Here is a 24,907-nt window from a genome sequence, read left to right as displayed (position 1 = left end):
GTGAGATGACACGGTAATTAGATGGTACGAATCCTACATACTGCAGATATTCATCTCACACCAGACGCTGATGAACGCCAGGCGGCGTTAGAAACTGTCCTTTCACAAGCGGATACCAGTGATGTCGATCTCGTTACGATCGGTGGCGATCTCTTCGATAGTGATGTCGCAGCGGAGCAGCTACGGGAATCCCTCCGAGAATTATTTTCTGACCGTTCGTATCCAATCCTGACGATTCCAGGTAATCACGACGCCGATGCGTTCCGCAGTAACCTCTTCTTCGGCGAATCGTTCACGCCCGCAACCGAGACGCCTTTCGACCAGTTCGTCATCCACGACACTCGAGTTACCGCGCTCCCGTATACACCACAGGCGACTGACGAGCTCCTCGTTGGATTGCGTGATAGAGAACCATTCGACGGGACAGAAGCCCTTCTGTTACACTGTAGCTTGGAAGCTCCTGTTCAGGGTGGCGTCGGAGACGAGGGCGAACAACGGTATTTCCCCATCACCAAAGAGGAACTTGCCGAATTGGATTTCGACTACTATCTCGCGGGGCACTACCACTCACAGCACCGAACTGAACTCTCGAATGGAGGAACGTTCGTCTATCCCGGCACTCCAGCGTCGGTAACACGGAAAGAGATAGGTCGACGGACGAGTGTCCTCATCGACACCGAAGCAGCCCAGGACGTCCAGCTCCAGCCCCTCGACTCGTTCCACTATGATACGCTCGATCTCCGGGTCACTCCCGGGGACGAGGAGCGTGTCCTCGAAGAAATCCAATCGCAAGTAACCACCTGGGACAACCGGCACGTCGAACCGAAGATCAGCGTCGACGGATTCACTGAGATGGATGAAACGGCGTTCAGTGCAGCCCTCTCTGATGTGAGTGGCGACATCTACGTCGAGAACAGCACCCGAACAGTCGAACATATCCTGTCACATCCCCTGTTCGAGACGTTTCAACAGCGGCTCGAGGAGCGTGAGCAACTCCACGCTGTCGAGGAGCGCGACGATTACGATGTGGAGGGCTTCCAGGACGACGTCTGGGAAGAAATGCTCGCGATCTTCGCCGATCTGGCCGCGGAGGGGAAGCTCACATGAAGCTGACCGACATCCAAATCGATCGCTACGGGCCACTTCCCCGCTTCACTCACGAGTGTGGAGACAACTTCGAAGTCTTCTATGGGCCGAATGAGTCCGGGAAGACACTGCTATTAGAAGCCGTACTCAAATTACTCGAGCCGGATATTGAAAGCGCGATCCCGCACGTCTCCCGAGTTGACGAATCCCCGAGCGGCCATGTTGTCGTCGAGACCGGCGGCACCGAACAGAAACTCGGCGACGGATCGGTTCTCAGCGATCTGGTGGACCTCTCGCCACAACATCTTCGAAACATCTTCGTCATCCGGGATAGTGACCTGCAACTTCGCGATGAACACGAGTTCTACGATTCGGTCACCCAGCAGATCGGCGACCTCCACACGAACGAGATCGACGCGATCCAGTCTCGACTCGTTGAGCACGGACGACTGACCAGCGTCAGTGGCCGAGGGCTGTCGTCGGCCCGCAGCCGATCGAATGCAGCAGATGTGCGTGATCAGGCAGACGACCTCGCCGTGGACATCCAGGAGTATATCGCTGACGCCGAAGCGAACGATATCGCAGCAGTCGAGCGAGAGGTCGTCGCCGTCACAACTGAACTCCAGCGGTGTGAAGACGAGCTTGAGACACAGGAGGCCGCCGAAACGTGGGACACCCACGCGATACTTACGGAACGGCTGACCACGTATAGAGAGGCAATCGAGCAGCTCGACGATGAGGTGTCCCAATCGACCCTCAAAGAGTTAGAACAGCTCAACCGCGAGATCGTTGCAGCCGAGGACGAGATTGAGGACCTCGAAAACAAGCGTTCATCGCTACGTGAGGAGCGGACACAGCTCAAGACCGAGAAAGACTCCGTCGAAGCAGAGCTGGCACCGCTGGAGGCACGGGCCGACGATATTGATGAAGTTGAACAAGCGCTTGCGTCATTCAGGGAGTCCCACGGTGAGGCGGTCGGGGCATCCCGGGGGATGCGTTTCGCGAAGTACACTGCACTCGTTGGGCTCGGACTGGGCGGGGTCGCAGCAATCGTCGGGAGCACGATTGCGGGCATTCTCCTTACGGTAATCGGCGCCATCGCTGCGGGCTGGTATGGTCTGCAACATCGATCAGTAGCGGCCGCGGAACGAGAGCAGGAACAGGTTCTCCAGCAAGCGCAGGACGCAGGGCTCGATGTCACTACCACCGACGAAATCGGGCCAGCGATCAGAGCATTTCGCGACGAGTTAGCCGGCTTGCAAGATCGTCGCGACGAACTCGAACGACAAATCGAGGTCAAGGACGAACTCATCGAGGAGCGTAACGACGACCTCGAAACAGAGCGGGAAGAGCGACGCTCGAACCAAGAGAAGAAACAAACGCTGCTTCAGGAGGTAGACGCCGCCGACATCGAGGAGTACCGCGAGCGTGTGACCGCACAGGAGGCCCTCGAACGGAAGCATGACCAAGCAGCGCAAAGTCTCACAGACGCTCTTGGCACGCCGAGCACGACGACACCAGATCAAGAGGCGAAACTCGAGTACTGGGAATCAGAACTCGATGCGATGGTCGCGGACGTCGATGAGAGCGTGGACGCGGACGAGTACGACCCGGATCGACTAGCCACACTTCGCAAGCAACAGGAGGAATTGACCCACCGTCGCGATGAGCTCACAGAGCAGTTAGAGACTCACGACCGACGACTGCGTGAGTTTGACGAGCGGATTCAGGCCCTCTCTGCTGAGCCATTCCTTGATGAATCCGTATCGTTGCCGTCGCGCTCTATCGAAGGGCTTCAAGACGTCGTCCACGACTTGAATCAGTTTGTAGAGCAGATCGAGCGTGACGCAGATATTGCCCGGGAAGCGCTCGATATCTTCGACGGCATTGAGGCGGAAGAGGAACAGAAGATCACGGACCTCTTTGGCACTAAAAGCCGGGCTACAGACGTGTTCCAGGCGATTACTGACGACCGATACACGGGTGTTACCTACGATGCTGAGGAGAGGATCCTGCAGGTCCACAGGGACGGACAGGAGGTCCTCACACCTAAGCAACTCAGCCACGGGACGACCGAACAGCTGTATTTCTCAGCTCGTGTTGGGCTCGCAGAGCAGTTACTGAGCTCCGAACCTGGGTTCTTCCTTCTGGACGACGCCTTCCTCCCAGCAGACCGTACACGGCTTCAGGAAGGATTCGAGGTTCTTCGAGAGCTCGCTGATGATGGATGGCAAATCCTCTACTTCACTGCCAAGGACGAGGTTGGAAACGATCTCGTCGAGACGCACGATTTGCATTGCCGGATGCTTGACCCGCTCAGCTGAACGTGCTAATGGATGGATCTCACGACTTCTGCGGGTCGAGACGTACCGTATTAGATTCTTACCAAACACAAAGATGCAGTTGGGAGCCTTTGTTTGGTAAGAAGAAAATACCAGTCCACATTTGACATACCCAAACCTATTGACAATCTTTATTCCACGACCCACGGTGACTAGTCTCATGGGATTGTTCAGTCGCTTGTTCGGAGGAGATGGAGACTCTAATTCAAAGAACGATCCAGAACCGGAACCGGAGATCGTGATTGAGGACTCATTGGACAGCGAATTCATCCACGGACAATTCCGCGGCGAACGGGTCACTTTCTCATCAGTGTCATCGCCAAACGGCGGGTGGAGATGTTTATATGGACGCTCTGGAATGAATGGTGGTACCCCAATCATAGTGATAACGGGGGATAGAGAGGTACAACACGCATTCACTGTAACGCGAGCACAGGACGTTGTCGTCGCCGATACCGGTCATGTTGGCGTCACCGACATCGGAGAAGCCGACGATCAGGATCTCGGTGGGACGTTCGATGTCGTCGCCCCTGATGGTCAGCCACGTATTGAGCACGAATTCGATGCGAACATCTGGGAGTGTGCGATTACCGAAGACGGCCAGTACGCCTCCACAGCGACCCACAATCCTGATCGCTCAGTGTACATCTTTGACGTCGGGTCAGGCGAGCTGGCCACCAAATTCGACACGCCAGATCTCAACAGTCCAGCACAGGAGTTCGGAGAGATTGACGGCGAGATTGTTCTATACCTCTTAGACGAGGACGAACGGTACCGGGGTATCGACCTCGACGGTAATACAGTCTGGAAGAGCCAGTCCCTCAAGAATCAGGACCGTATCAATGAACTTCTGGACAGCAGTGACGAGGCAGATTTGGAGGAGGCTATTGAACTCCTTGAGGAGGCATACGAACTCGTCGACGACCAGAACAGAAAGAAATCGATTGCAAATAAACTGGCAGATGCTCACTGGGATCTGTCGAAAGAGATCCGCAAAGAGGACGGGGACACCGACGCATGGTGGTCACATCTTAACCAGGCGAAGCAGTACTATTACGAAATCGTATCCTGGCACGACGGAAGGAAGGGGGTTGCCAAGGTCGAGCGAAAACAAGCGAAGTACCACTTGAAGGAGGGCGACGAGGAGACAGCCCTTCAGCTGCTACAGAGTATCTCTGCGCTCGAGGAGGAGTACGACGTTCAGCTACTCACCGACGCTGACAAGGACAAAATCGAGAGACTCTCCTAATGCGATTCAGCTAGCCATCCAAGATCCACAGACTCGGTCGGTGTGTTTTGCAGTTGAGGGCGAGGTAGAATAGTCTAAGTAAAGACTATATTGGGGGGCTGAAACAGGCTTAGTATCCGAGATGACTCGTAAATCAATCGCCCGGAACTCGGGCAACTCCGGGCGAGTCAACATCTCCGGCTCCGAGCTCGAAGAGCTCAAGGCCGAGATCGGCGACGAAGTCGACGTCGACGTTGCCGACACGAAAGACGTCGCTCACGCGCTTATCGACAGCAAGGACGCGGATCGATTTCTCATCGTCACTCCCCGATAATCCATGCAAACGGCACTCACCTACCGAACGAATCGCGACCTGTTCTCGAACTACTACCTCGACGAGCACCTCCCCGAGACCGAGGCGTGGGACGAACTCAGCGAGGACGAACTCCGCGAGGCGAAAGCGGACATCATGGACCTGTGGGAGCGCGAGAGGGGGACGGCTCCCAAGCGCAACGAGTCCCAGCTCGAGGAAAAGTTCATCCGGCCGATGTTCCGGAAGCTGGGCATTCCCTTCGAGGTTGAGGAGAGCACCAGCCGGACCCAACGTCGGCCCGACTACGGCTTCTTCGAGTCCGAGGACGCCGCACGTGGCGCGTTCGAGCGCCGCGAGGAAGGTGGCGATTTCTACAAGGACGCCGTCGCCGTCGCGGACGCCAAGCGCTGGGATCGGCCACTCGACACCCGCGGGAGTGGAGAACACGAACGGGACTTCGAGAACCCGAGCTACCAGATTCACGTCTACCTGCAGGAGACGCCGGCGCGGTGGGCCGTCCTCACCGACGGGAAGAAGTGGCGGCTCTACTACGGCCCGACGAGCCATCGCCTCGACTCCTACTACGAGATCGACCTGCCGACCGTCCTCGAAAAGGGCGATCTTGAAGACTTCAAATACTTCTACCTCTTCTTCAGGCACGGCGCATTCCTCGAGGACTCCAGCGGCGAGTGCTTCCTGGACGAAGTCTACGACGAGTCCAATGTCTTCGCTCAGGAGTTGGGAGAGGACCTACAGGACAACATCTACGAGGCAATCAAGGTCCTCTCGGAGGGGTTCATGCAGTACCCGGATAACGACCTCTCCGAAGACGATCTCGACCTCATTCACGACAGTTCGCTCATCTACCTCTACCGGCTCATCTTCGTGCTCTACGCAGAGAGTGAGGGTCGTGACCTGCTCGACACGAACAACGAGATCTACGAGGAATCCTACAGTCTGAACACGCTCAAACAGGACGTCGCTGAAGAACTCGACAGCCCGAATCCGAAGTATCGCGACTGGCAAGACAACCTCTGGGACCGGCTGGACGAGCTGTTCAAACTCATCGACCAGGGGAGCAAATCGCGCGGTATTCCGGAGGAGGACCTCTACATCCCGGCGTACAACGGTGGGCTGTTCAGAACTGACCCGGACCAGGACGACAGCGTCGAAGCCCGGTTCCTCGCGAACCACCAGGTCGGGGATGCCTATCTCGCTGAGGTCATCGAACTGCTCACCAGGAGTCAGAACGGCAACGGCGGCGGGAAGATTTTCGTCGACTACTCGTCGCTGGACGTCCGCCACCTGGGGAGCATCTACGAGGGACTTCTCGAGTATCAGCTCGACGTCGCTGACGAACCGCTCGCACTGGAGGACGGTGAGTACGTCCCTGCCGACGAGGGTGACGAGGTGATCGTCGAGGAGGGTGAAGTCCACCTTTCGACTGGTTCTGGCGAACGGAAAGCCACAGGGTCGTACTACACGCCGGAGTACGTCGTTGAGTACATCGTCGAGGAGACGCTTGGACCACTCGTCGACGATATCTACCAGGACCTGTTAGCTAGTGATCCTTGGGGGAAGGAGGGTGGAGGCCAGTTTGCCGAGGATTTCGCAGAACGGGTGTTCGAGTTGAAAATTCTTGACCCAGCGATGGGGAGCGGACATTTCCTGACGAACGCGATTGATTACCTCGCCCGTGAGATTATCAACGCACAAGAGCGACAGGCTGAACAGCAAGGAATTGAGTCTATCGACCAGTCACGTGACATCAACTGGGCGCGCCGGCAGGTCGCCCAGCGTTGTATCTACGGTGTCGATCTAAACCCGCTCGCGGTGGAATTAGCAAAGGTGTCGCTGTGGCTCCGTACCCTCGCCGCTGAACAGCCACTTGCATTCCTCGACCACCATCTGAAGACGGGCAACTCGCTCATCGGGAGCGACATCGAGGATGTGCTCGACAACGGCGAGTCTGGGACTGAGGACGGACAGCTTACCCTCCAGCAGTCGTTCGCACGCACGCGTCAACAGGCTCTGGAGCACGTGATGGATCGTTTTCAAGACTTGCTCTCTATCGACAACGAATCCCTAGCGGACGTTAAGGAGATGGAGGCGGCCTTCGAGGACGTCAAGGACGATCCGTTATATCAGCGCCTGTTGGCAATGGCGAATGTCCACACTGCTGAAACGTTCGGGGTGGATATCCCAGAGGACGCCTACAAACGGATGGCCGAGGCACTCCGGGACGATACGTGGGAAGAAATCAAAAAGCAAGACTGGTTTGAGAGCGCTCAGGCGATAGCCGAAGAGGAGAAGTTCTTCCACTGGGAGCTTGAGTTCCCGGTCGCTTACTATGGAGAAGCGGGTGAACGATCAGCTGACGCAGGGTTTGATGCCGTTATTGGTAATCCCCCATATGGATACCGAGAGATTCCGAGTGATGCTGAGAAAGACTACCTCTCTTCAGTGTATGATTCACATCAGTATAATTATGAGAACTATATCTATTTCACTGAGAAGGCGATTAAGTTGGCAAAAGATGGCAAAAGGACCTCGTATATAATTCCAAATACCTATCTATCTGCCGATAAGATGGAGAGGTTCCGCGAATATATTCTAAACAGCTCATCAATAAAGGAAATATACTATCTTGGTCAGGGGGTGTTTGATGGTGTAACTCTTGAAAGCGTAATCCAGACACTAGAAGTGGGTGGTGAACCCACGGATACCCGGATTCGGTTCAACGAAGATGGACAGGACCTACGATCTCCGAACCAAGAATACGACATCCATCAATCCGAATTTGAGTCCTCAGAAAATAAAATTTTCAATATTTCAATTTCGCCTGAACGCCGAAATATTGTCGACAAAATGGAAAGCGAAATTCTGCTGGAAAAATTGGCATATGTGACTGTAGGAATAAATACGGGGTATATACGCGATGTGATGGTGAGTGACGAAAAAGAAGATGATCGGTATCATCGGATGGTTTCGGGCAGGGATATTGATCGATATCACCTAGAATGGAGTGGCGAGTGGATATGTTATGATCCCGAGTTAATTGAAGAGTATGGCGATAAAGCCCGTACACTTCCTCCTGAGTATATTTTTACAGATGACAAAATTCTACTTCAGAGAACCCGACGGGGGCTTGCTCGGAAATTGGTTGCAACTCTTGACCGCGAACAGTATTACAACCTAAATCGTGTATCTAACGTTGTATTGAATGACGAAGTGAACTATGACTTAGGTTATATTTTAGCACTCCTGAACTCGGAGTTGCTTGATTCGTACTTCAATTGGGTATTTGACGAATATGAAGTCAAACCGTCTCATCTACGAAAACTCCCAATAAAAGATCTTGATTTGACTTCTTCGGAGTCTGATGACTACAACATTAACTCAGAGTATATGGAGTATATCAATTCGGATACCTCACTGAAACAATTCGTCGATCACCTCCGCCAACAAACAGACCGAACTAAGCACGATGTTTTGTCCTTCTTAGCACAGAGTATCGAATCAGATTATGACTCACTTCGAGATCTCAACCTCGATCTCCTCGACTACCTGGGCAACTACACTGATGGCCCTACTCTTCCCGATATCGGGCTCTTTCAGCCTACTAACTCCAGCATCCTTAACGCCACCACCGAAGACTACGAGAACCTTCGTGTCGGCGATGTGAAAACCGAACGTGACGGTCGCCGCGTTACCATCTACGCAACGGCCCGATACAAGCCCGAGAACGAGAATGAACACGACACAGATCAGTGGGGATACACGGAAACCGACTACAAAGAAGCGTTCGCACTAACCGACCTCAGCGAGGAGGAGGCCGCGCTGGTTGGAGCGTTCGTCCCTGTCGCAGTTGAGGAGGCCGACGGCTTTGCAGGCTTCCGAGACAATGCCACGAAGACCAACTCGCTAATTGATCGGCTGAAGGTCATCACACTCCCTGACCCCGACGAGGTCGTTGACGATCTCCGGAGGTATATTAAAACAAAAGAGCGTGCCGAAGAGTTGGACGAGAAGATCGTAAAGACTGACCGACTCATCGACGAAATCGTCTATGATCTCTACGGGTTGACCGATGAGGAAATAGAAGTCGTTGAGTCAGAAGAAGGATGACTGGCTTCGTTGTCAATGATTGCGTCAAATTCGCTGGTAGACATAGAGAAGTCACGAAGATCGAAGAACAACTGAACGGCGGTCACCTCCTTATGTCTCCACTACAGAGGGACAGCTTCGCAAATCCCCCGTGGCCTTCCCCGACAAGACAGTTGGTCAAATATGAATAATAAATTAGAAGTTGTTAATATAGTAGGTTCTGGGGCACTTGACGTTGAAATAGACCTCCGTAGATTAGCTGATGATTTGCCGCTTGAAATTGTCTATATCAAAGGCCCAGGACTATATTTCAAATTTAAAGACGAAGGCCCAACCGTTGTTGTAGCACGAACTGGAAAGTATATTATCAGTGGTGCAACATCGAAAGATGGGCTACAAAACACACGCTCAAATGTTCTTGATTTACTTGAAGAGATGGGCGTTACAAGCAGTCAAGAAGATCTACATTTTTCCATCAAGAATATGGTATTCACATGCGACCTTGAAAACAGTATTAATTTGTCGGCATTAGCTATCCACGCCGGACTAGAAAATGTTGAGTACGAGCCCGAGCAGTTCCCTGGTCTTATTTTTCGTCCTCCATCCATTGATTCAGTTGCCCTGGTTTTTGCGACTGGAAAAGTGGTCATAACAGGTGTAACAAACGAATCACTCGCAGCAGACACAATTGAGTCGGTGATAACCCTGCTCGAGGGGGTTGGAATGTGAAATGACTCTTCTTTCATCATACTGTAGAATGTATCCCCGTTTATCGACAATCGTCACAAGAATATATTCACCCGTACCATCAATGAGTACCTCGATTATCTCGATGAATTTCTGGTTAAGGAGCACACCCTCTACGGCTTGGCTGATGGGGGAACCGTCGAATCGGTAGTTTACTATGAATAACTTCGAGATTGGCGACTACGTCAAGTTCGCCGGCGGGCGTGGAGAAATCACGAAAATCGAGGAACGGCCCAACGGAGGTCATCTCCTCCACGTCTACACCTCGGAGGGCCAGCTCCGCAAACTCCCTAGCGGCCTCCCTCACATCGAGAAACTCGATTCGCTCGTCGACCGCCTCACAGCGGGCCAATCCGACGCCCCGCTCCATTACGACCTCCGAGAGCGGGCGATCCGGCTGGATCTCGCCTACAAGTACGACCGCTTTCTCTCGCTGACCAGCAACCGCATCGAGATCGAACCGTACCAGGTCCAGGCCGCCTACGAGATCCTCAACTCCTACGACCACCGCTACCTCATCGGCGACGAAGTCGGCCTCGGGAAGACCATCGAAGCCGGCATCGTCATCGAAGAGCTCATCGCACGCGACCGCGCCGACCGGGTGCTCATCGTCGCGCCGGCGCCGCTGACCGTCCAGTGGCAGGAGGAGATGCGCGAGAAGTTCGACCGCAACTTCGTCATCTACGACCGCGAGACGGTCCGTACACACCGGAAGTCCCACCCCAACCAGAACGTCTGGAAGCAAGAGGATCTCATTATCACCTCCATCGACTTCGCGAAGCAGACCACGGACGACCCTGAGTCGGACCGCGTCTCCGTCCTCGATGCCCTCCAGAATCTCGACGAGGAGTGGGACGTTGCGGTCTTCGACGAGGCCCATCACCTTACGGCCAGACGGTCGAGCGACGACTCAATCGAGCGGACACAGCGGTATCAGGTCGGTGAGGCCGTCGCCGACAACTCCGATGCGCTGCTGCTGCTCACCGGGACCCCGCACAAGGGGAAATCAGACCAGTTCTACTTCCTCGTGAGTCTGCTCGACCCGTATCGCTTCAGCCACGAGTCGCAGATCAGTCCCGAGGCGCTTGAGGACCTGATGATCCGGCGGCTGAAGGACGATATGTACGAGACCGACGGGACCCGAATGTTCCCCGAGAAGAACATCGAGGCACTCCCGGTCGAGATGACACGCGAGGAGCGGAAGCTGTACGACGACGTCACCGAGTATATCCGCGAATACTACAACCTTGCTCAGCAGGAGGAGAACCAGGCGGCGGGGTTCACGATGGTCATCTACCAGAAGCGGCTGGTCTCGAGTATCTACGCGATCCGGAAGTCCCTCGAAAACCGGATGCGGGCGATTCAGAACGACGCCGTCGCAGAAGACCTCCCTGACGAGGTTCAGAACCTCATTCCGCGGTATAGTACCGAACCCGAGACACTGACCGACGCAGAACGCGCTCGGGTCGAGGAGGCGCTTGAGACGGTCACGATTACGCTCAATCAGTCGCAAGTCCAGCAGGAGCTGGACCGCGTGAAACAGCTCTGGCAGCAGGCCAAGAACATCGAGACGGACTCGAAGGCCCGATTGCTCCGACAGTTCGTCGACCGAATTCTCTCAGAGGACCCCGACGAGAAAATCCTGATTTTCACCGAATACACGGACACGCTGGAGTATCTACGTGACGAGGTCTTCGCTGACCACGACGTCGCCCAGGTGTACGGCGACCTCGAGCAGTCCCGTCGACGAGAAGAGATGAGCAAATTCGAGGAGGAAGCTAATCTGATGCTCGCGACCGACGCCGCCCAAGAGGGGCTCAACCTTCAGTTCGCCCACATCATGGTGAACTACGACCTCCCGTGGAATCCCATCCGGATCGACCAGCGGATGGGGCGGCTCCACCGCTACGGCCAGGAGCACACGGTCGAGATTCGCAACCTCTTCTTCGCCGATACCCGCGAGAGCGAGATCCTCAACCTGCTCATCGAGAAGACGAATCAGATCGAGTCGGACCTCGGGATGCGCTCAGATGTCCTCGGTCGCGTCCTCGAGGACGTCGACTTGGACGAGACGATCATGGCGGCTATCGCTGAAGGCGAGCCGACTGAACGTGTCGTCGCCGATATCGAGGCGACCATCGAGGAGAAACGCGAAGCGATTCAGACTGTCGAAAACGAGTTCCTGATTCGCGATCGCTTCGACCTCTCCGGCGAGGACGACGAGATTCTCGACGTGATCGAACGCAGTCAACACGGCGAGGTGTCCGAGGACGACATCGAGACGCTCGTGCGCGTGTTCTTTGACGAATTCGGCGGCTCCATCAAGGGTGTTCGACCCGGACCGGCCCGGATGGAGGGTGACGTGTTCCAGTTGGATGTCCCTGAGGTCTTGAGTGGAAATCAGGTGGCACGACAGTACCCACGGGCCACTTTCACCAAGGATATCGCGATGGAGGAGGATGATGTTGAGTTCATCTCGCTTGACCATCCTCTCGTCGAGTCGCTCATCGAATTCTGCTTGGACAGTGACCGGATCCAGGGTGAAATTGCGACGAAAATCGCTGCGACGGCGTCTCGAACGCCTGGCATCCTGTTCAATTACCGCCTTGGCTACGTCTCCGGTGCCGGGGATGTGGTGACCGAGAAGTTCGTTCGCTTCTATGCTCGCCCGGATGGCAGTGTAATGACGGATGTTCCAGAACTCTCGAAGACGGCCGCTCCCAGTGATGTCTCGTCGTCGCACGAGGTTGATCGGCTTTCGAGTATGGCGGAGGACCTCTACGAGGGCGCAGAAATGGAGGCGTGGACGCACGTTGAGTCGTTTGCCGAAGAGGCCCGAACCGAACGAGAACGGGAGATCGAAATCAAACGCGAGCACGCTGGGCGATACTTCGAAGAGCAAATCGAAGAGTGGGAAGAGCGGTTAGAGCAGTACCAACAGCGGGCTGAGCAGGGTGCGGATATGTCCGCGCCGATTGGGAACGCGAAGCAGAAGCTCGAAAGTCTGCGACGAGAGCGTGAAGAGGAACTGTCCCGGCTTGAGGAAGAGAAGCACGTCACGCCGCAGGAACCAGACCTCGTGACGGCAGCGTTCGTTGTGTCACCGCCGTCCGGAGGGGACTAAATGGTTGAGATCGCGAACGCCGTTGGCTCAGGCGATGTCGGTGTCGAACTGGACATTGCGGAAGTCGAAGCTGATCTCCCGGTTCCGTACACCGAATACGATCCCGAGAACTACCACGGTCTCTACGTACGGCTCGTCGAGGATGGACCACTCATCACCCTCTACCGGAGTGGCAAGTACATCATCAGCGGCCGTTCCAGCTTCGAGGAATTACACGAGACAAACCGTGCGTTCCTGCAAACCCTCGCCGGGCTGGACATCATCAATACATCCATCGAGACCGGGTTTACCGTCCAAAACGTCGTCTGTACGGGAGAGTTGCAGCGATCGGTGAACCTCAATGCGCTGTCGGTCGGACTGGGACTAGAAGCAGTCGAGTACGAACCCGAGCAGTTCCCTGGTCTCATCTACCGACCGCCGGATTTCCCAGCCGTGCTGTTAGTCTTCGCGAATGGTAATGTCGTGATAACCGGCGCAGCAGATGTAGAGACTGCGGAGGAGGCATTCAATCACCTTCAGACGAAGGTGGAGGGACTTCTCGTTGACTAATCTTACCAAAATATAGCCAAGCGATGCAGCCGAATTGTTTGGTAAGATACGACTAGTTATCTCCAGCTGACCACGTTACAAAAAGGCGAGACACCACCTCAGTCAGCGAGAACCGACCGAGTGATCCCAGCGAGATTCGGAGCTTCTAACGAGGACCCACAGACGCACTCGTACATCTCTGTGTCATCCTCTCCATCGGAGATGCGAGTGTAGAGCGCTCCACAGGAGCACTGTGGGAGTTCGGTTACCCCATCGGCGCCTGAACTCGGCATATCCGCGTCACCCTGTCGGACAAGTTTCACTCGCGAAGGATCCACGTCGAGGTCCTCCGCATACGTCCGTTGTGCATCATCACGGATGGTGAACGCGGTGTCCGTCCTCGGATCAGTGGCTGCCTCCTCAGCTTCGTCGGAACTTCCCTGTGCCATCGTAACGACGGCCGCCGATTCGCCACTCCAGTGGTCGAGCGCGAAGGCCACGATATCCCGCGCTCGTGCATCCAGCGCGTCGACGTCCCAGCCCGCTGCCGGAGCTGGGAGGTCATCACCAAGGATCTCCATCTGCGCGTCTTGGTAGATCTCCTCGTACTTTGTCGCATACTCGTCGTTCGACGCTGACGGATTATCCTTCGGCCCGAGGAGCGCGAGATTCCCCAACCGATTCACGTTCTCCTCGTGATTTTCAAGCTCCGCAGCGCTGGTCTCCGGCGTTCGCGGCGCGATGTGCTCGATCGTGAACTCGTCGAGGTCCATCACGCTGGGGAGCATTTTCAGCGACGTATCCGTGTTCTTCTCCTGGCGAAGGTGCTTCTCGTACTCGAACAACAGGAACCGGATCGCACCCTTGTTACAGAAGCCCGGCCACCCGCGCGTGTCGCTCCCCTGGATGATGTCCGACCGCGTCAGGTACTCGACGAAGTCGTTATCGGGGCAGTGCCGGCCGATGTAATTGTCGAGATACGCCGTCACCTCGTCGACGGCGGCAGCTGGGTTCTCGTAGGGCGGGTCGACGACCGCTTCACCGAACAGATCCTCGACGAAGCCGTCCTCGAACTCGGAGGCGTAGAGCCGGTGCGCTGCCTCCTTGAACTCGCGGCGTGCGGTTCGTTGCGATCGTTTGGCGACCTGGTAGACGCGGAACGAATAAACCTCACAGAGCGTGGCAATCCGCGCGAACTCCGGGCTGTCAGCATCGTATCGCTCGATGGCTGCGATGATGAGCGGCGCGATATTGGAGAAGTTGATGTTGTGGAGGGACTTGACGCGAGCCTGGACCTGGGGCGAGACGTCGGTTTGCCGGTTGAAAACGTCGAGATAATTCGCTTGGACGTAGGATTTGGAGACGCTCGAGAGCGTGTCGACGTAGTTGTTGACCCACGTCGCGACCTCTTCTGGATCCCGTTCGAGGGGAATATGGCGGGGTGATTCCTTGATACGCCGGTGGATTGGCGTCGGGCCAGATCGGTTCTTGCGGACTTTCTTGTACTCTCCCGTAAAGAGCTCCCAGTGGAACTGAACCAGTTGGTCGATATCGTCATCGTCGGTGGCGTACTGGGCGACCGTTTCGACTGCGTCGTTGAATCGGCGGGCGACTGCTTCTGAGTCCAACGTGTCGAATTCGCCGGAGACGTAGATCAGGTACGATTTGACCTTGTCGGCAAGGGTGATATCCCGTCCTCGGTCGTTGACAGCCTCGAAGAGCCGACCTGCCTCGTCCGTGCTCTCGACCTCTTGAGAGGTGAGTTTGAATTGGGAAGTGAGAACACCCGTATACCGCTTGATGGCCGTATAGTATTCGAGGAGATCCGCTTCCGTAGCCTGCCCCAGGTCTTCATCACCGAGGAAGAGTTCCCGCTTCTCACGGATCCACTTCTGGATGATTTCTTTCGCTCTGGCCAGCTTCTTCTCCGGGACAAGCCGCTCGTCATTGTCAAGGATCGTCTGTGGATCACCCTGGTCGATGATGAGTTCTGCATACGCTGCTTCAGTGAGTTCTCCGGGCTCAAGATGGCGGCCCTCCTTCCGGTCGCCAAGCTTGAGATAGTTCTCCGTGTAATTCGTCGCGAGATAGCCAGGAGGGCGAACGACACCTTCCGGGAGATCCTCCTTGCCGAGCCCCGCAGCATCGAATGCATCCGCGATCGCCTCGAGCTCCTCCACGATGCAGGCGATGAAGACGTTGGTCGTCGTGAGCCGCTGTTGCCCGTCAATTATGTCGTAAACGGTCCACTCCGACCCCATCATGTCCTGCTTGCCTCTCGCGTTGAGAACCAACGTCCCGAAGTAGTGGTAGACGTCTGAATTCCCGTTCATGTCGTTGCTGCCCGCATCGGATGGAGCAGTAGTCACGCTGCGAGCGTTCGGAGAGCCGTAGCGCCGGCGATAGACGTAGTCGATGTCGTTCAGGAGGTCCTCGACCTGCTGCGGTTCCCAAGCGTAGCTTCGCTGATAGAGTGGGACTTGTAATTTTGCGTCCGAAAAGACCTGTGAGACTGTTTTTTGATCCGCCTTCGGCATGTTAGCAGGTGTTTAAATGCCGCCGTAATAAATTCCAGTACCAATAGGGGACCAAACCCCACCTACGAACGTATGCCAGCAGGTTTCTACGCCGCACTCGCTACTTCGGCAAGCGTCTTTATCGGGATTCTGACCGCCCTCTTAGTCAGTAACCTCTCGAATCTCAAGGCCGAACGCCACTGGATCAACCGCCGGATCGAGGAGATCGACGCCAAGCTTCGAGGTCTCGACAGAGAACAGACCGATATCGAGGACAAGACGCACAATATTGACGAGCCTCGGTATGTCGAAAAACCCCGGTTGTCGCCGGAACGGGAGTTCTATCGCGAGTCGGAAGACTCACAGGCGGCGAACGTTCAAGCCGACATCCAGAGCGCCAGACGGCACAATCGAAACCATCGCCGCTGGATCCAGTTGCGGAGTCGACGGGAAGCACTCACCGACGAACGACAGCGGCTCGTGAGCCGATACGATGCTCTTGACCCAGCGAATGTAACAGGAACTCTCAAAGCGAGTGTGATCGCGATTCTCTTGGCGGTCGTTGTGCCTTCGCTCGCGTACCTCCTTCGTGTGTTGGGGATATCAACCGAGCTCGGACCAGCAGGTGTACGCTCGATAGCTGTGTTCGCAGCGTGGGTGTGTGGTCTCGGTTACGTATTCCTACACCTCTATCGAGAAATTACGGAGATTACGGACGAGTCACCCAAGCGGTCAGTGGATGATGACACGACGGACGCGGCGGACGAGAATCAGCCGGTCTAACGGTGAACTAAGTGGAAGGGTAGAGTAGTCCCTGATAGAATGCCACCTGAGTGGGGCGCTGATGTGCGCCCGCTAATCAAAGATGGAGTCCAAGCCGTCATCGAACGGCACTCCGACGTGGATGTCGATCCACCAACACGGACGTTCAATCAGCTGAGTGCTGGCGGGTTTATGCAGAACACCGAGGAAGTCTCGGTTCCAGCTCCCGGTGACCTCTTCGACGACAGGGATCTCTTCGATAATCTCTATGCTGGCGAATTTGCAGAGGCGGCCCAGGTCATCTACGATCAGCTCCCGGATCCTCCAGACGACGATCAGTTATCCGAAGCCAACCGTGTCGAGTCTATCGAACGGGGACTGTTCGAGTTCGTCGGGGTCGTGTTGAATTACGCCGGCGAGTTTCAGTTCGACGAGGATGCCTTCGCAAACGCCTTCGAGGAGCAGTTCGAGCCCCGGTTCACCGATCGAGAGTACTCCCGTTTTCTGCTCGTTCTAAAGAACATCTCCATCGAGCCAGACATCACGATTGACCTCGATACGGAGATCCAAGGTAGCCCGGACTATCTGGGACCATACGCCGTTGACACGCTCCGGATTCGCCCCTTAGACCGTCTGGAGGAAGCCGGAATCGCGACGCACGAAGCCCCGGGGACGAGCGTCCTCGAACCAGTCGAGACGCTCGATGCAGGCGGCCCGAACGCAGCGCTAGAAATCGTTCTCCGACGCCGGCGGCCCTTTAGAGAGATCGCTCGCGAGATCGATGACACCGAAATCTCCCCCTGGGAACGTCCCGATTTTGACGTCACACCGGCCGACGTCTATCCCTGGCAGCAGCTGACCAACGTAATAGAGTATCTCGCGGCGACCGTTCGTCGGTGTCTGCGGCTCCTCTGCCCGATGGGAACTGTTGGCTACGAGAAGGGCTACAACGTGGTGCCAGGCTGGGAAACGTACCGTGGAATTGCGGCACCGGTCACCTTTGAACTCGAATTCGAGTGCCCGAGTTCGACGGAAGGAACGCATATCGCTGAAGATCGTGCCCTGGAGATTCCTCGACTGTGGCGAGATCATCGACGCCGAATCGCCCCAGGCCATGACAAGTTTCAGAATCCGCTGGCCCGGTTCGAGCGAATGTTCAGCCGGGAGTCTCTCGAGGATCAATTAGTCGACTGCGTCGTCGGCTGCGAAACGACCGTGCTGAAAGGTGGCTCTCCTGGCGGGAACAAATACCGGCTCGGTGTGCGGACGGCAGTGCTTCTGGGTGAGCAGAACGCTCGCAATTGGTCGTCAGAACAGATAGGAGAGTTCTTCAGAACGCTGTATGATTACCGGAACGAGGTCGTCCACGAGGATACAACACTCCCAGACGAACCGAGCGATGGTGAGTGGATTACGGTCGAGGACGAGGAATTCCTTGCAAGCACGTTCCTCAACCGCGCTCGCGAACTCTATGCAGACCTCATCTTGGAGTACCTTGATCTAGTTTCATCACAGGACGTGTCCATACAGGATGTCAACGAACAGATCGACGACCGTACACTATGGTATGGCGCAGAGATACGCGAGCAGCTTTTCAAAACCTCTCCAGAATGATTTTAGTGGCGGCTATATTTTCATACCTCGTTGTTTATCTGAACGAGGCTATCATCCCGAATCTCTGGATGGTCTGAGTCGAAGAGGCTCCGGTCGCCTTCATCAATATCTTGGATATAGTTCAGATACCTTTCAAATGACATTACAGATTCATAATCTGTGTGTTCGAAGAGCCAGTGGCTTTTGCTGAACTGTGCCAGTTCTTGGGTACTCTGGTTCCGGGTACGCCCATGGACGCGATTAATGATCTCCCGTTTTGCATTACTCTCCAAGTGCTGGCCACTCAGGCCTTTATTGAGGTACTTGATCGTTTCATCCCCGTTTCGATAGACTGTCTGTGTGGGCACGTCGAGATCACGGACAGCTACCCGTACATCTTCGGAAAAGCTCCCATAGATGTATGGCTTCCAAGAAGCATCGGTAAGACGACGCTCGTAATTATCGATAGCATAGACCTCAGCGTAGAACACGAGCTTCTGGACTCTAAACTCGTACAGGTATCGATACTTGCTGAGAAATTCTTTGATTACACCTTTGAGTTCCTGAAAGTCATCCGGACTGAGCGAGGTTTCGATGCCTTGAGAACTCATAGGTGTGTTATCTCCGTTTTCCCTTTGTAAACTACACTTCCCCTACTTATTGTAGTTTGGCACGGAAAAGCCACTTTATTCTTCTCCTGATTCGTCATCCGTTGACTCCGCTGGTTCATCATCGTCCGGTAGCTGATCGGTGTTACTGATGGTACAGAAATCCGCGATAAGATACTGGACATAGTACTGCTTGTAATCGCCGGATGCATCGAAGAAGGCTAGGGTGGCAAGTCCAAGCAATAGGATGAATTCGGTCTCTAGGTTCCCAGTGACAGTGAAAAAGACGATATTGGAAACGGCGATTTCGTCGCCTCTGAGCTGTACGAACAATAAAATGAGTCCCTCAATTGCATCAACCACAACTGTTGCTAACGCGGAAACCGGCTTCATCACGAGAATTGAGATCCCCACTGGAACAGAGGGGACAAATGAGAGAACCAATAGTACAAGCAATCCGCTCATAGTCATCACTCCGAGAACAATCCCAAAGCTTGGACGTGTGGTGTCTAACCACCACTCTGTAGCGTATCCTACGCCCCAAGCTATCCCAATGGCAATCGGAAAAATCGCCAAAAGTGGGAACGACCGGGTTAGTTCTCCAACGACGTAAGGGGCATCAATTATCCCCTCACGAAGTGCCGCATACTCTCGGTGAACGAATAACGCTGTGTACAGAACGGTATAGGTACCCAGGACAACCCACATGCTGCGGCAAAACGAAAACCGAACCTGAAACCCCTGCGCACGGTTTACACCGGCTGATTCGATCCGGCTGGTGATCTGTGGGTAGAGTTCGTGGATGCGCTCAAAATCGTCGATATCCACGTTGAACTCGTTTCGAACAGCCCGGATGAAAGCTTGATATGAGAGATCAGAACGGTCTGCCGGGTCGCGATATGGATCAAGCTGATCGATGACTCGGTCTTCGAAGAGTCGCCGATGACTAGTGAGCGCAACTGAGATACCGTTCAACCGCCTGAGAATCCATTCGTAGACGCGGCCCGTGATATCGCTTGGATACAATCCTTCAACGGCAAATCCTCCTCGCTCTTCGTCTTCGGGTGGGACTGCTAACTCCTCAACGTCCGCTTCAGAGCTGTCTGAGGTAACTTCTGCCTCTGGTTCAGCATCGGTGTTACCAGGCTGCTCCTGAGAGAAGCCAATTTGAACTCGGAGCCAAGAGAGTCCAGATCGGATTAGGTCGGCGATACCTCGAAACCGACCGGAAAACCAGCCGACGACAGCCTCAATATTGACAGCCAGATTATGTACACTTTCTCCGAATGCAAGCCCAAGCGCGAATGCGACTACAATAAATCCAGCAACACTGGTGATCGTAATCTCTTGAGGGATGAGTACGAGCCCTGAATCGACAGGTAAAATCGAAATTAATCCTGCCAGTCCAACTAGTCCAGGGATCGCCTTGCCGAAGATATCGTAGGAACCGATAAAGTTGACGACCCCGAACCGTTGCATCATCTTCCACTCAAATTAGCGAGCCAAAATAAATTGTGTTCCACGATCCAAGCTAATCCAAAGGTATCAGTAGCATAGCTATCGACTACATTCCCTAATCACTCATCCACTGACGAGTTCGGAGTCCGGTTTATTGGCTGGACAGGCCTCCTCGCGATATGATTCGAATAACCCAGCTCCCCACTCGACGATAGCGTCATTGGTGCTCAGAATCATGGCGATGTGTTCACCACCGCCGGCCTCATTGTACACGCCAATCGCCACCTGCTGTTCGTCGTAGATCCCGATCCCGAGGGTCAGTGGCACTTCGAGTCGGTAGATATCGAACGCATCGTAGTCGGAGTCATCCAGAAAGTGTTCCATCCCCTCCTCGTGCAGCCGTTCATAGAGTGACGCATCGACGATTGCCTCTCCCTTGAGCCCGAGTTTGAGCAACATATCGTACGCTCTGAAGAGCGTGGGGTTGAAGATCGACGTCAGGACCCGGAAACGGTCCAGTCGTGGATCGCAGAGCTTGAGGGCGGCCGCGAGAACGATCCCCGGCGAGTCCGGACTCGAGACGTACAGCCTTGCACCGTCGAGCGCAGCAACCGGGATGTCGGCGTGAATCGGATCGAGCCGCTGAAACCACGGTGCCTTCTCCATCACCTGTTCGACCGTCACGCCGAGTTCGTCATAAGCGTCTAGCACGCGCTTCCCGGCGTGTGTAATCTGGTGATGTCCATCGACCTCCATGCTCCAGCCGTGTTCCGCAAACGTCTGCAACTCCCGCTGGACGGTTGGTCGAGACGGCGAGCCGGGGGTGTTCCTGGCGAGTTCGCTCGGTCGTGCCGGGTACTCGGACAGCGTTTGCAACAGGGGGAGCGCATGCGTAGATCCGGACAGGTGGGTTAGGGCGTCGCGATCAACCTGTTGTAGACATCGCTCGACGGCATCTACTATGACCTTCCCACCGGCCGTCAGCTCGTAGCCGCACTCCCCGGCCGTGGGTTTCGTCAGGCCACGGTCGGTGAACTGGGTGAGATGCTTCGAGGCGGTCTGTCGGGCGATCGGCCCGTGGCAATCGATGTCCGACGGCGTCATTACTCGCCCCTCGAGCGTGCGGACTACCTCGAGGCGAGACGAGCCAGCGAGTTCGCTAATGAACTCCCGGACGACGATTTGTTCGTTAGTGAGTGGGTTCGTGACCGCGCGTGCATCGCGGGTCATCTCAATTCACCTATTCTCGAATCTATGTCACCCATTACCATGAAATTATGGCTGGACTGCTATCCGCCGCCAGTATTTATTTTGTATCCGTAACAAGGGTTGAGTATCGTGGCGTCCCGGCTGCCTCCATCACCGTCCGGCTACCCAGTCCTCAAGAACGCGATCCATTTTGCTCGGGATCCGTTCGCGTTTGTGGAGGATGCCGTCGCCGAGTGTGGCGACATCTACCGCATGGAGCTGCCGGGAATTGACGACGTCTTCGTCTTCGCCCACCCCGAGTACTTCAATCGGGTGCTGGTAACCGACGTCGACGCGTTCGGGAAGACTGAGGATTACCGCCGGGCGTTCGGCAACGGGTTGCTCTCGGTGGAGGGCCAGCGGTGGCGACGGCAGCGCGAGATGCTCCAGCCGTTATTCTACCGCGACCGAATCCGTGGCTACACGGATCAGATGGTGGCCTGCACCAATCGACGGCTCACGACCTGGACCGATGGCGAGTCACACGACATGGAGACGGAAATGCGGGATCTGACACTCGAGGTCCTCTTCGCGACCTTGTTCGGTCGCCGGCTAGTCCCCGGCGAAGACCAAGAGCTCCGCGAGGCGGCCGATGGTCTCAACGAATGGTTCGCACCGTCATCGTGGATGTTGCCGCCCTGGGTGCCAACACCGGCTCGTCGACGCTTCAAGCAATCGACCAAGCGACTCAGACGGGAAGTCAGAGCACTGCTTGATGACAATAAGCAGGAGAACCCCTCGAACACAGATTCGGGCGTGGAGAACTCCTCGCTGAGTAACCACCGAGTTCCCGCCGAATCAGCCGTACACGATCTCCTCACCCAGCTCCAGCGTGCCCGGGAAACCGATGACGCCGCACAGCTCACGACCGAGGAGATCGAAGACCAGTTGGTGACGATGGTGTTCGCCGGTCACGAGACGACAGCGGCCGCACTCGGGTTCACGTGGTATCTGCTGGCGACGCATCCGGACATTCGCGACCGATTCCACGCGGAGCTCGACACGGTCCTCGACGGCGACCCCCCGTCTGCCGAGGACCTCGATGACTTGGAGGTTACCGAACGGATCATCACAGAAGCGCTCCGGCTGTATCCGCCGGTCCACACGATTCCTCGGCGGACGAAGACGAAAGTCGAAATCGGCGGCTACAGCATTCCGGCCGGGCACGAACTCCATCTGTCGATCATTCACGTCCACCGGGACGAGCAGTTCTACGACGAGCCGCTCGCGTTCCGTCCCGAGCGATGGACGGACGAGTTCGAGAAGGAGCTCCCCGACTTCGCGTACGCCCCGTTCGGCGGCGGCCGACGTTCCTGTATCGGTCGGGAGTTCGCGTTGCTCGAAGCCAAAGTTGTCCTCGCGACGATCGGTCAAGAATACCGGCTCGATTGGGAGCGAACGGGAGATCTCGACCTGTCGCCTCGGGTGACGACTCGAACGAAGGAAGGTATCCCGTTGCGAATTCGTCGCCGGTAATCTATTCCGTCACACCACATCAAGCAACTTCCCACCCTCTGTTCTTCAGCAGTTTATGAAACGGTCAATACAATTGAACGACGAAGCGTTCTCCGAACAGCTGCGATCAACCTGCGCAGACGCGATCGAGGCGTACCGGGCGGAGTACCCAGACGCACCCCCACTGACCGAGTCACTCCTGCAAGATCTCGACGGCCCTCTCGCCAGCGAGGCCGACCTCCACGAACGCCTGGACAAGCTCATGCGATTCTACGACGACCTGCTTGACGTCGACTCGACACCGTACCGCGACAGGTGGCGCGAGCACCTCGTCTACGACTATTCGCGACGCGAGCGTCTCGCGCTCCTCACGAGTGATCTGCCGGCGTCATTGACGCTCGTGTTCATCGGCGGGCGGTACTCTGCCCGGACGGGCTGGATCGGCGTGAGCCCAGGGCGGCTTTCCGAGTCGACGGCGTACACGTATTTAGCGTCGGAGCTGTGCCACGCCTATCAGCACCGGTTTGACTCGCCAACATGGATGCACCCGTATCTGCAGGAGGGGTTCGAACAGGCTGTCTCAATCCGTGCGCAAGCGTACCTTGCCGCCGAACTAAAACACGATTCGCTAGCCCATCTCGCCAAGAGACAGCGAACGAAGACGCTCTTGGAGGGTGTTCTCGCCCACGGGACCCGCCGGGGCGGGATTGAACCGGTGGCCGTTCGCGATCTCGGTGTAACCGACGAAGAACTAGCCGCGCTTCGAGCTCACCCGCTGTGGCGACCCTTGGGACATCTCCGACCACGATATCGGTGGAGTAACGTTGCGTTCCTCCCTGAATATGCCCTCTTCGGCTCAATGCTACTCGTGAGCGAGGCAACGGACGTGTCGGCTACATATGTTCGGGCATTCCACGGTGAGCACCCGTGGACGTCAATCGTTGATGAAATCACCGCCTCGACACCTGGCTACCTCTGGCGTCTATATCATCGGTAAACCGGAATTGAACGTTTAAGATCTAAGTCCCTCTGTTGAACGTGGTACAGTATGTCGAATTCATCGATCATTCCAGCTAGGAGATTCACTACTAATTCCCATCAACGTCATCGACCTTCGTACAGTCGGTCGCCGAGCTTACGAGGAAGGTATTTTCCAGTCTCATCTGCGACGGCTTCGATATCATAATCAACCCGATACCGGTCCACAGACAGAGACTTCAAGTCAACTACAGCGAATGCAGAGCGAGGATTCCTATCCCGAGGCTGGCCTACACTCCCTGGATTTAGTACGGTTGTCGACCCGATCTCCTTCACGAACGGTCGATGGGTGTGTCCAAAGATAACCAAGTCTGGCCGATTATCAAACCAATAGTCGAGTGCTCGTTCGTCGACTTCATCTCCCCAGATGTACTCGTTCAGCGGGTCTTCCGGAGAGCCGTGAACCACGTATACCTCTCGACCATCGATAGTTTCCTCGATTGTCATCGGAAGTGATTCGAGAAATGCGTTGCTCTCGGGCGTCAGTTGTCGCCTCGTCCAATCAGCTGCACGCTTAGCATCGATACTAAATCCTGAGGGCGTTTCATCAAGAACAGCAGCATCGTGATTCCCGACGATCGACCGAACATCGTGCTCTGCAAGGAGTGAGATGACTTCGTTCGGGAACGGGTAGTAGCCTACTACATCACCAGCACAAAGGGTCTGGTCAACATCCCTGTCGGCTAGACCATCCAGTACGACACGAAGAGCGGGAGCATTTGCATGGATGTCGGAGATAACTCCTATCTTCATT

General features: G+C 55.6%; 17 protein-coding genes. 12 read left to right on the top strand and 5 right to left on the bottom strand.

Annotation, left to right across the window (positions count from 1 at the left end):
* Nucleotides 1-21 precede the first annotated feature (21 nt).
* The 8 genes from MXB53_RS01275 (at nucleotide 22) to MXB53_RS01240 (ending at nucleotide 13,496) form a co-directional block, all read left to right on the top strand.
* A complete protein-coding gene (locus MXB53_RS01275) occupies nucleotides 22-1,107 on the top strand; it encodes a metallophosphoesterase family protein (RefSeq protein ID WP_248895406.1) in 1,086 nt (361 codons plus the stop codon).
* Complete coding sequence (locus tag MXB53_RS01270) at nucleotides 1,104-3,410, top strand: ATP-binding protein (RefSeq protein WP_248895405.1); 2,307 nt, start codon at nucleotides 1,104-1,106, stop codon at nucleotides 3,408-3,410. The genes MXB53_RS01275 and MXB53_RS01270 overlap by 4 nt, the downstream gene beginning before the upstream one ends.
* Before the next feature lie 376 nt (nucleotides 3,411-3,786).
* Nucleotides 3,787-4,677, top strand: a complete 891-nt coding sequence (locus MXB53_RS01265) for a hypothetical protein (protein ID WP_248895404.1) — start codon at nucleotides 3,787-3,789, stop codon at nucleotides 4,675-4,677.
* Nucleotides 4,678-4,798: 121 nt separating this feature from the next.
* Entirely contained in the window at nucleotides 4,799-4,990 is a 192-nt protein-coding gene (locus MXB53_RS01260) for a hypothetical protein (RefSeq protein ID WP_248895403.1), read from the top strand.
* 3 nt (nucleotides 4,991-4,993) lie between these two features.
* A complete protein-coding gene (locus MXB53_RS01255; RefSeq protein ID WP_248895402.1) occupies nucleotides 4,994-9,097 on the top strand; it encodes an Eco57I restriction-modification methylase domain-containing protein in 4,104 nt (1,367 codons plus the stop codon).
* A gap of 162 nt (nucleotides 9,098-9,259) precedes the next feature.
* Complete coding sequence (locus tag MXB53_RS01250; RefSeq protein ID WP_248895401.1) at nucleotides 9,260-9,805, top strand: TATA-box-binding protein; 546 nt, start codon at nucleotides 9,260-9,262, stop codon at nucleotides 9,803-9,805.
* Between the two features lie 175 nt (nucleotides 9,806-9,980).
* A complete protein-coding gene (locus MXB53_RS01245) occupies nucleotides 9,981-12,947 on the top strand; it encodes a DEAD/DEAH box helicase (RefSeq protein ID WP_248895400.1) in 2,967 nt (988 codons plus the stop codon).
* On the top strand, nucleotides 12,948-13,496 hold the full coding sequence (locus tag MXB53_RS01240; protein WP_248895399.1) for a TATA-box-binding protein: 549 nt from the start codon (nucleotides 12,948-12,950) through the stop codon (nucleotides 13,494-13,496).
* 98 nt (nucleotides 13,497-13,594) lie between these two features.
* On the opposite strand, the gene MXB53_RS01235 is transcribed toward MXB53_RS01240, so the two are convergent.
* A complete protein-coding gene (locus MXB53_RS01235; RefSeq protein ID WP_248895398.1) occupies nucleotides 13,595-16,012 on the bottom strand; it encodes a DUF262 domain-containing protein in 2,418 nt (805 codons plus the stop codon).
* A 72-nt stretch (nucleotides 16,013-16,084) separates the two neighbouring features.
* Here MXB53_RS01235 and MXB53_RS01230 point away from each other — a divergent pair, with 72 nt between their 5' ends.
* Together MXB53_RS01230 and MXB53_RS15740 are read left to right on the top strand one after the other, a co-directional pair.
* Nucleotides 16,085-16,774, top strand: a complete 690-nt coding sequence (locus MXB53_RS01230) for a hypothetical protein (protein ID WP_248895397.1) — start codon at nucleotides 16,085-16,087, stop codon at nucleotides 16,772-16,774.
* Nucleotides 16,775-16,891: 117 nt separating this feature from the next.
* Nucleotides 16,892-18,367: a HEPN domain-containing protein gene (locus MXB53_RS15740; protein ID WP_248895396.1), complete on the top strand. Its 1,476-nt coding sequence runs from the start codon at nucleotides 16,892-16,894 to the stop codon at nucleotides 18,365-18,367.
* 20 nt (nucleotides 18,368-18,387) lie between these two features.
* On the opposite strand, the gene MXB53_RS01220 is transcribed toward MXB53_RS15740, so the two are convergent.
* The 3 genes from MXB53_RS01220 to MXB53_RS01210 form a co-directional block, all read right to left on the bottom strand.
* On the bottom strand, nucleotides 18,388-18,957 hold the full coding sequence (locus MXB53_RS01220; protein WP_248895395.1) for a type II toxin-antitoxin system antitoxin SocA domain-containing protein: 570 nt from the start codon (nucleotides 18,955-18,957) through the stop codon (nucleotides 18,388-18,390).
* 75 nt (nucleotides 18,958-19,032) lie between these two features.
* Nucleotides 19,033-20,433 carry a hypothetical protein gene (locus MXB53_RS01215; RefSeq protein WP_248895394.1) on the bottom strand — a complete coding sequence of 467 codons (1,401 nt, stop codon included), beginning with the start codon at nucleotides 20,431-20,433 and terminating at the stop codon, nucleotides 19,033-19,035.
* Nucleotides 20,434-20,535: 102 nt separating this feature from the next.
* Entirely contained in the window at nucleotides 20,536-21,642 is a 1,107-nt protein-coding gene (locus MXB53_RS01210) for a helix-turn-helix transcriptional regulator (protein WP_486606372.1), read from the bottom strand.
* Between the two features lie 108 nt (nucleotides 21,643-21,750).
* Here MXB53_RS01210 and MXB53_RS01205 point away from each other — a divergent pair, with 108 nt between their 5' ends.
* A complete protein-coding gene (locus MXB53_RS01205) occupies nucleotides 21,751-23,136 on the top strand; it encodes a cytochrome P450 (RefSeq protein ID WP_248895392.1) in 1,386 nt (461 codons plus the stop codon).
* A gap of 73 nt (nucleotides 23,137-23,209) precedes the next feature.
* The gene (locus tag MXB53_RS01200) at nucleotides 23,210-24,112 is read left to right on the top strand and encodes a hypothetical protein (RefSeq protein WP_248895391.1); all 903 of its coding nucleotides are present in this window, start codon (nucleotides 23,210-23,212) and stop codon (nucleotides 24,110-24,112) included.
* A 107-nt stretch (nucleotides 24,113-24,219) separates the two neighbouring features.
* Here MXB53_RS01200 and MXB53_RS01195 read toward each other — a convergent pair whose 3' ends face one another.
* Complete coding sequence (locus tag MXB53_RS01195; protein ID WP_248895390.1) at nucleotides 24,220-24,906, bottom strand: metallophosphoesterase family protein; 687 nt, start codon at nucleotides 24,904-24,906, stop codon at nucleotides 24,220-24,222.
* Nucleotide 24,907 lies beyond the last annotated feature (1 nt).

The sequence above is a fragment of the Haloplanus sp. XH21 genome, assembly GCF_023276355.1.
Classification (GTDB): domain Archaea; phylum Halobacteriota; class Halobacteria; order Halobacteriales; family Haloferacaceae; genus Haloplanus; species Haloplanus halobius.
Note: the sequence above shows the minus strand (reverse complement) of the source record. Positions and strands in the feature narration are given on the sequence as shown.

Excerpts from the sequence above, each read along its gene's own strand:
- MXB53_RS01275 (WP_248895406.1), top strand. The coding sequence starts at position 22 with ATGGTACGAATCCTACATACTGCAGATATTCATCTCACACCAGACGCT.
- MXB53_RS01270 (WP_248895405.1), top strand. The coding sequence starts at position 1,104 with ATGAAGCTGACCGACATCCAAATCGATCGCTACGGGCCACTTCCCCGC.
- MXB53_RS01265 (WP_248895404.1), top strand. The coding sequence starts at position 3,787 with ATGAATGGTGGTACCCCAATCATAGTGATAACGGGGGATAGAGAGGTA.
- MXB53_RS01260 (WP_248895403.1), top strand. The coding sequence starts at position 4,799 with ATGACTCGTAAATCAATCGCCCGGAACTCGGGCAACTCCGGGCGAGTC.
- MXB53_RS01255 (WP_248895402.1), top strand. The coding sequence starts at position 4,994 with ATGCAAACGGCACTCACCTACCGAACGAATCGCGACCTGTTCTCGAAC.
- MXB53_RS01250 (WP_248895401.1), top strand. The coding sequence starts at position 9,260 with ATGAATAATAAATTAGAAGTTGTTAATATAGTAGGTTCTGGGGCACTT.
- MXB53_RS01245 (WP_248895400.1), top strand. The coding sequence starts at position 9,981 with ATGAATAACTTCGAGATTGGCGACTACGTCAAGTTCGCCGGCGGGCGT.
- MXB53_RS01240 (WP_248895399.1), top strand. The coding sequence starts at position 12,948 with ATGGTTGAGATCGCGAACGCCGTTGGCTCAGGCGATGTCGGTGTCGAA.
- MXB53_RS01235 (WP_248895398.1), bottom strand. The coding sequence starts at position 16,012 with ATGCCGAAGGCGGATCAAAAAACAGTCTCACAGGTCTTTTCGGACGCA.
- MXB53_RS01230 (WP_248895397.1), top strand. The coding sequence starts at position 16,085 with ATGCCAGCAGGTTTCTACGCCGCACTCGCTACTTCGGCAAGCGTCTTT.
- MXB53_RS01220 (WP_248895395.1), bottom strand. The coding sequence starts at position 18,957 with ATGAGTTCTCAAGGCATCGAAACCTCGCTCAGTCCGGATGACTTTCAG.
- MXB53_RS01215 (WP_248895394.1), bottom strand. The coding sequence starts at position 20,433 with ATGCAACGGTTCGGGGTCGTCAACTTTATCGGTTCCTACGATATCTTC.
- MXB53_RS01210 (WP_486606372.1), bottom strand. The coding sequence starts at position 21,642 with ATGACCCGCGATGCACGCGCGGTCACGAACCCACTCACTAACGAACAA.
- MXB53_RS01195 (WP_248895390.1), bottom strand. The coding sequence starts at position 24,906 with ATGAAGATAGGAGTTATCTCCGACATCCATGCAAATGCTCCCGCTCTT.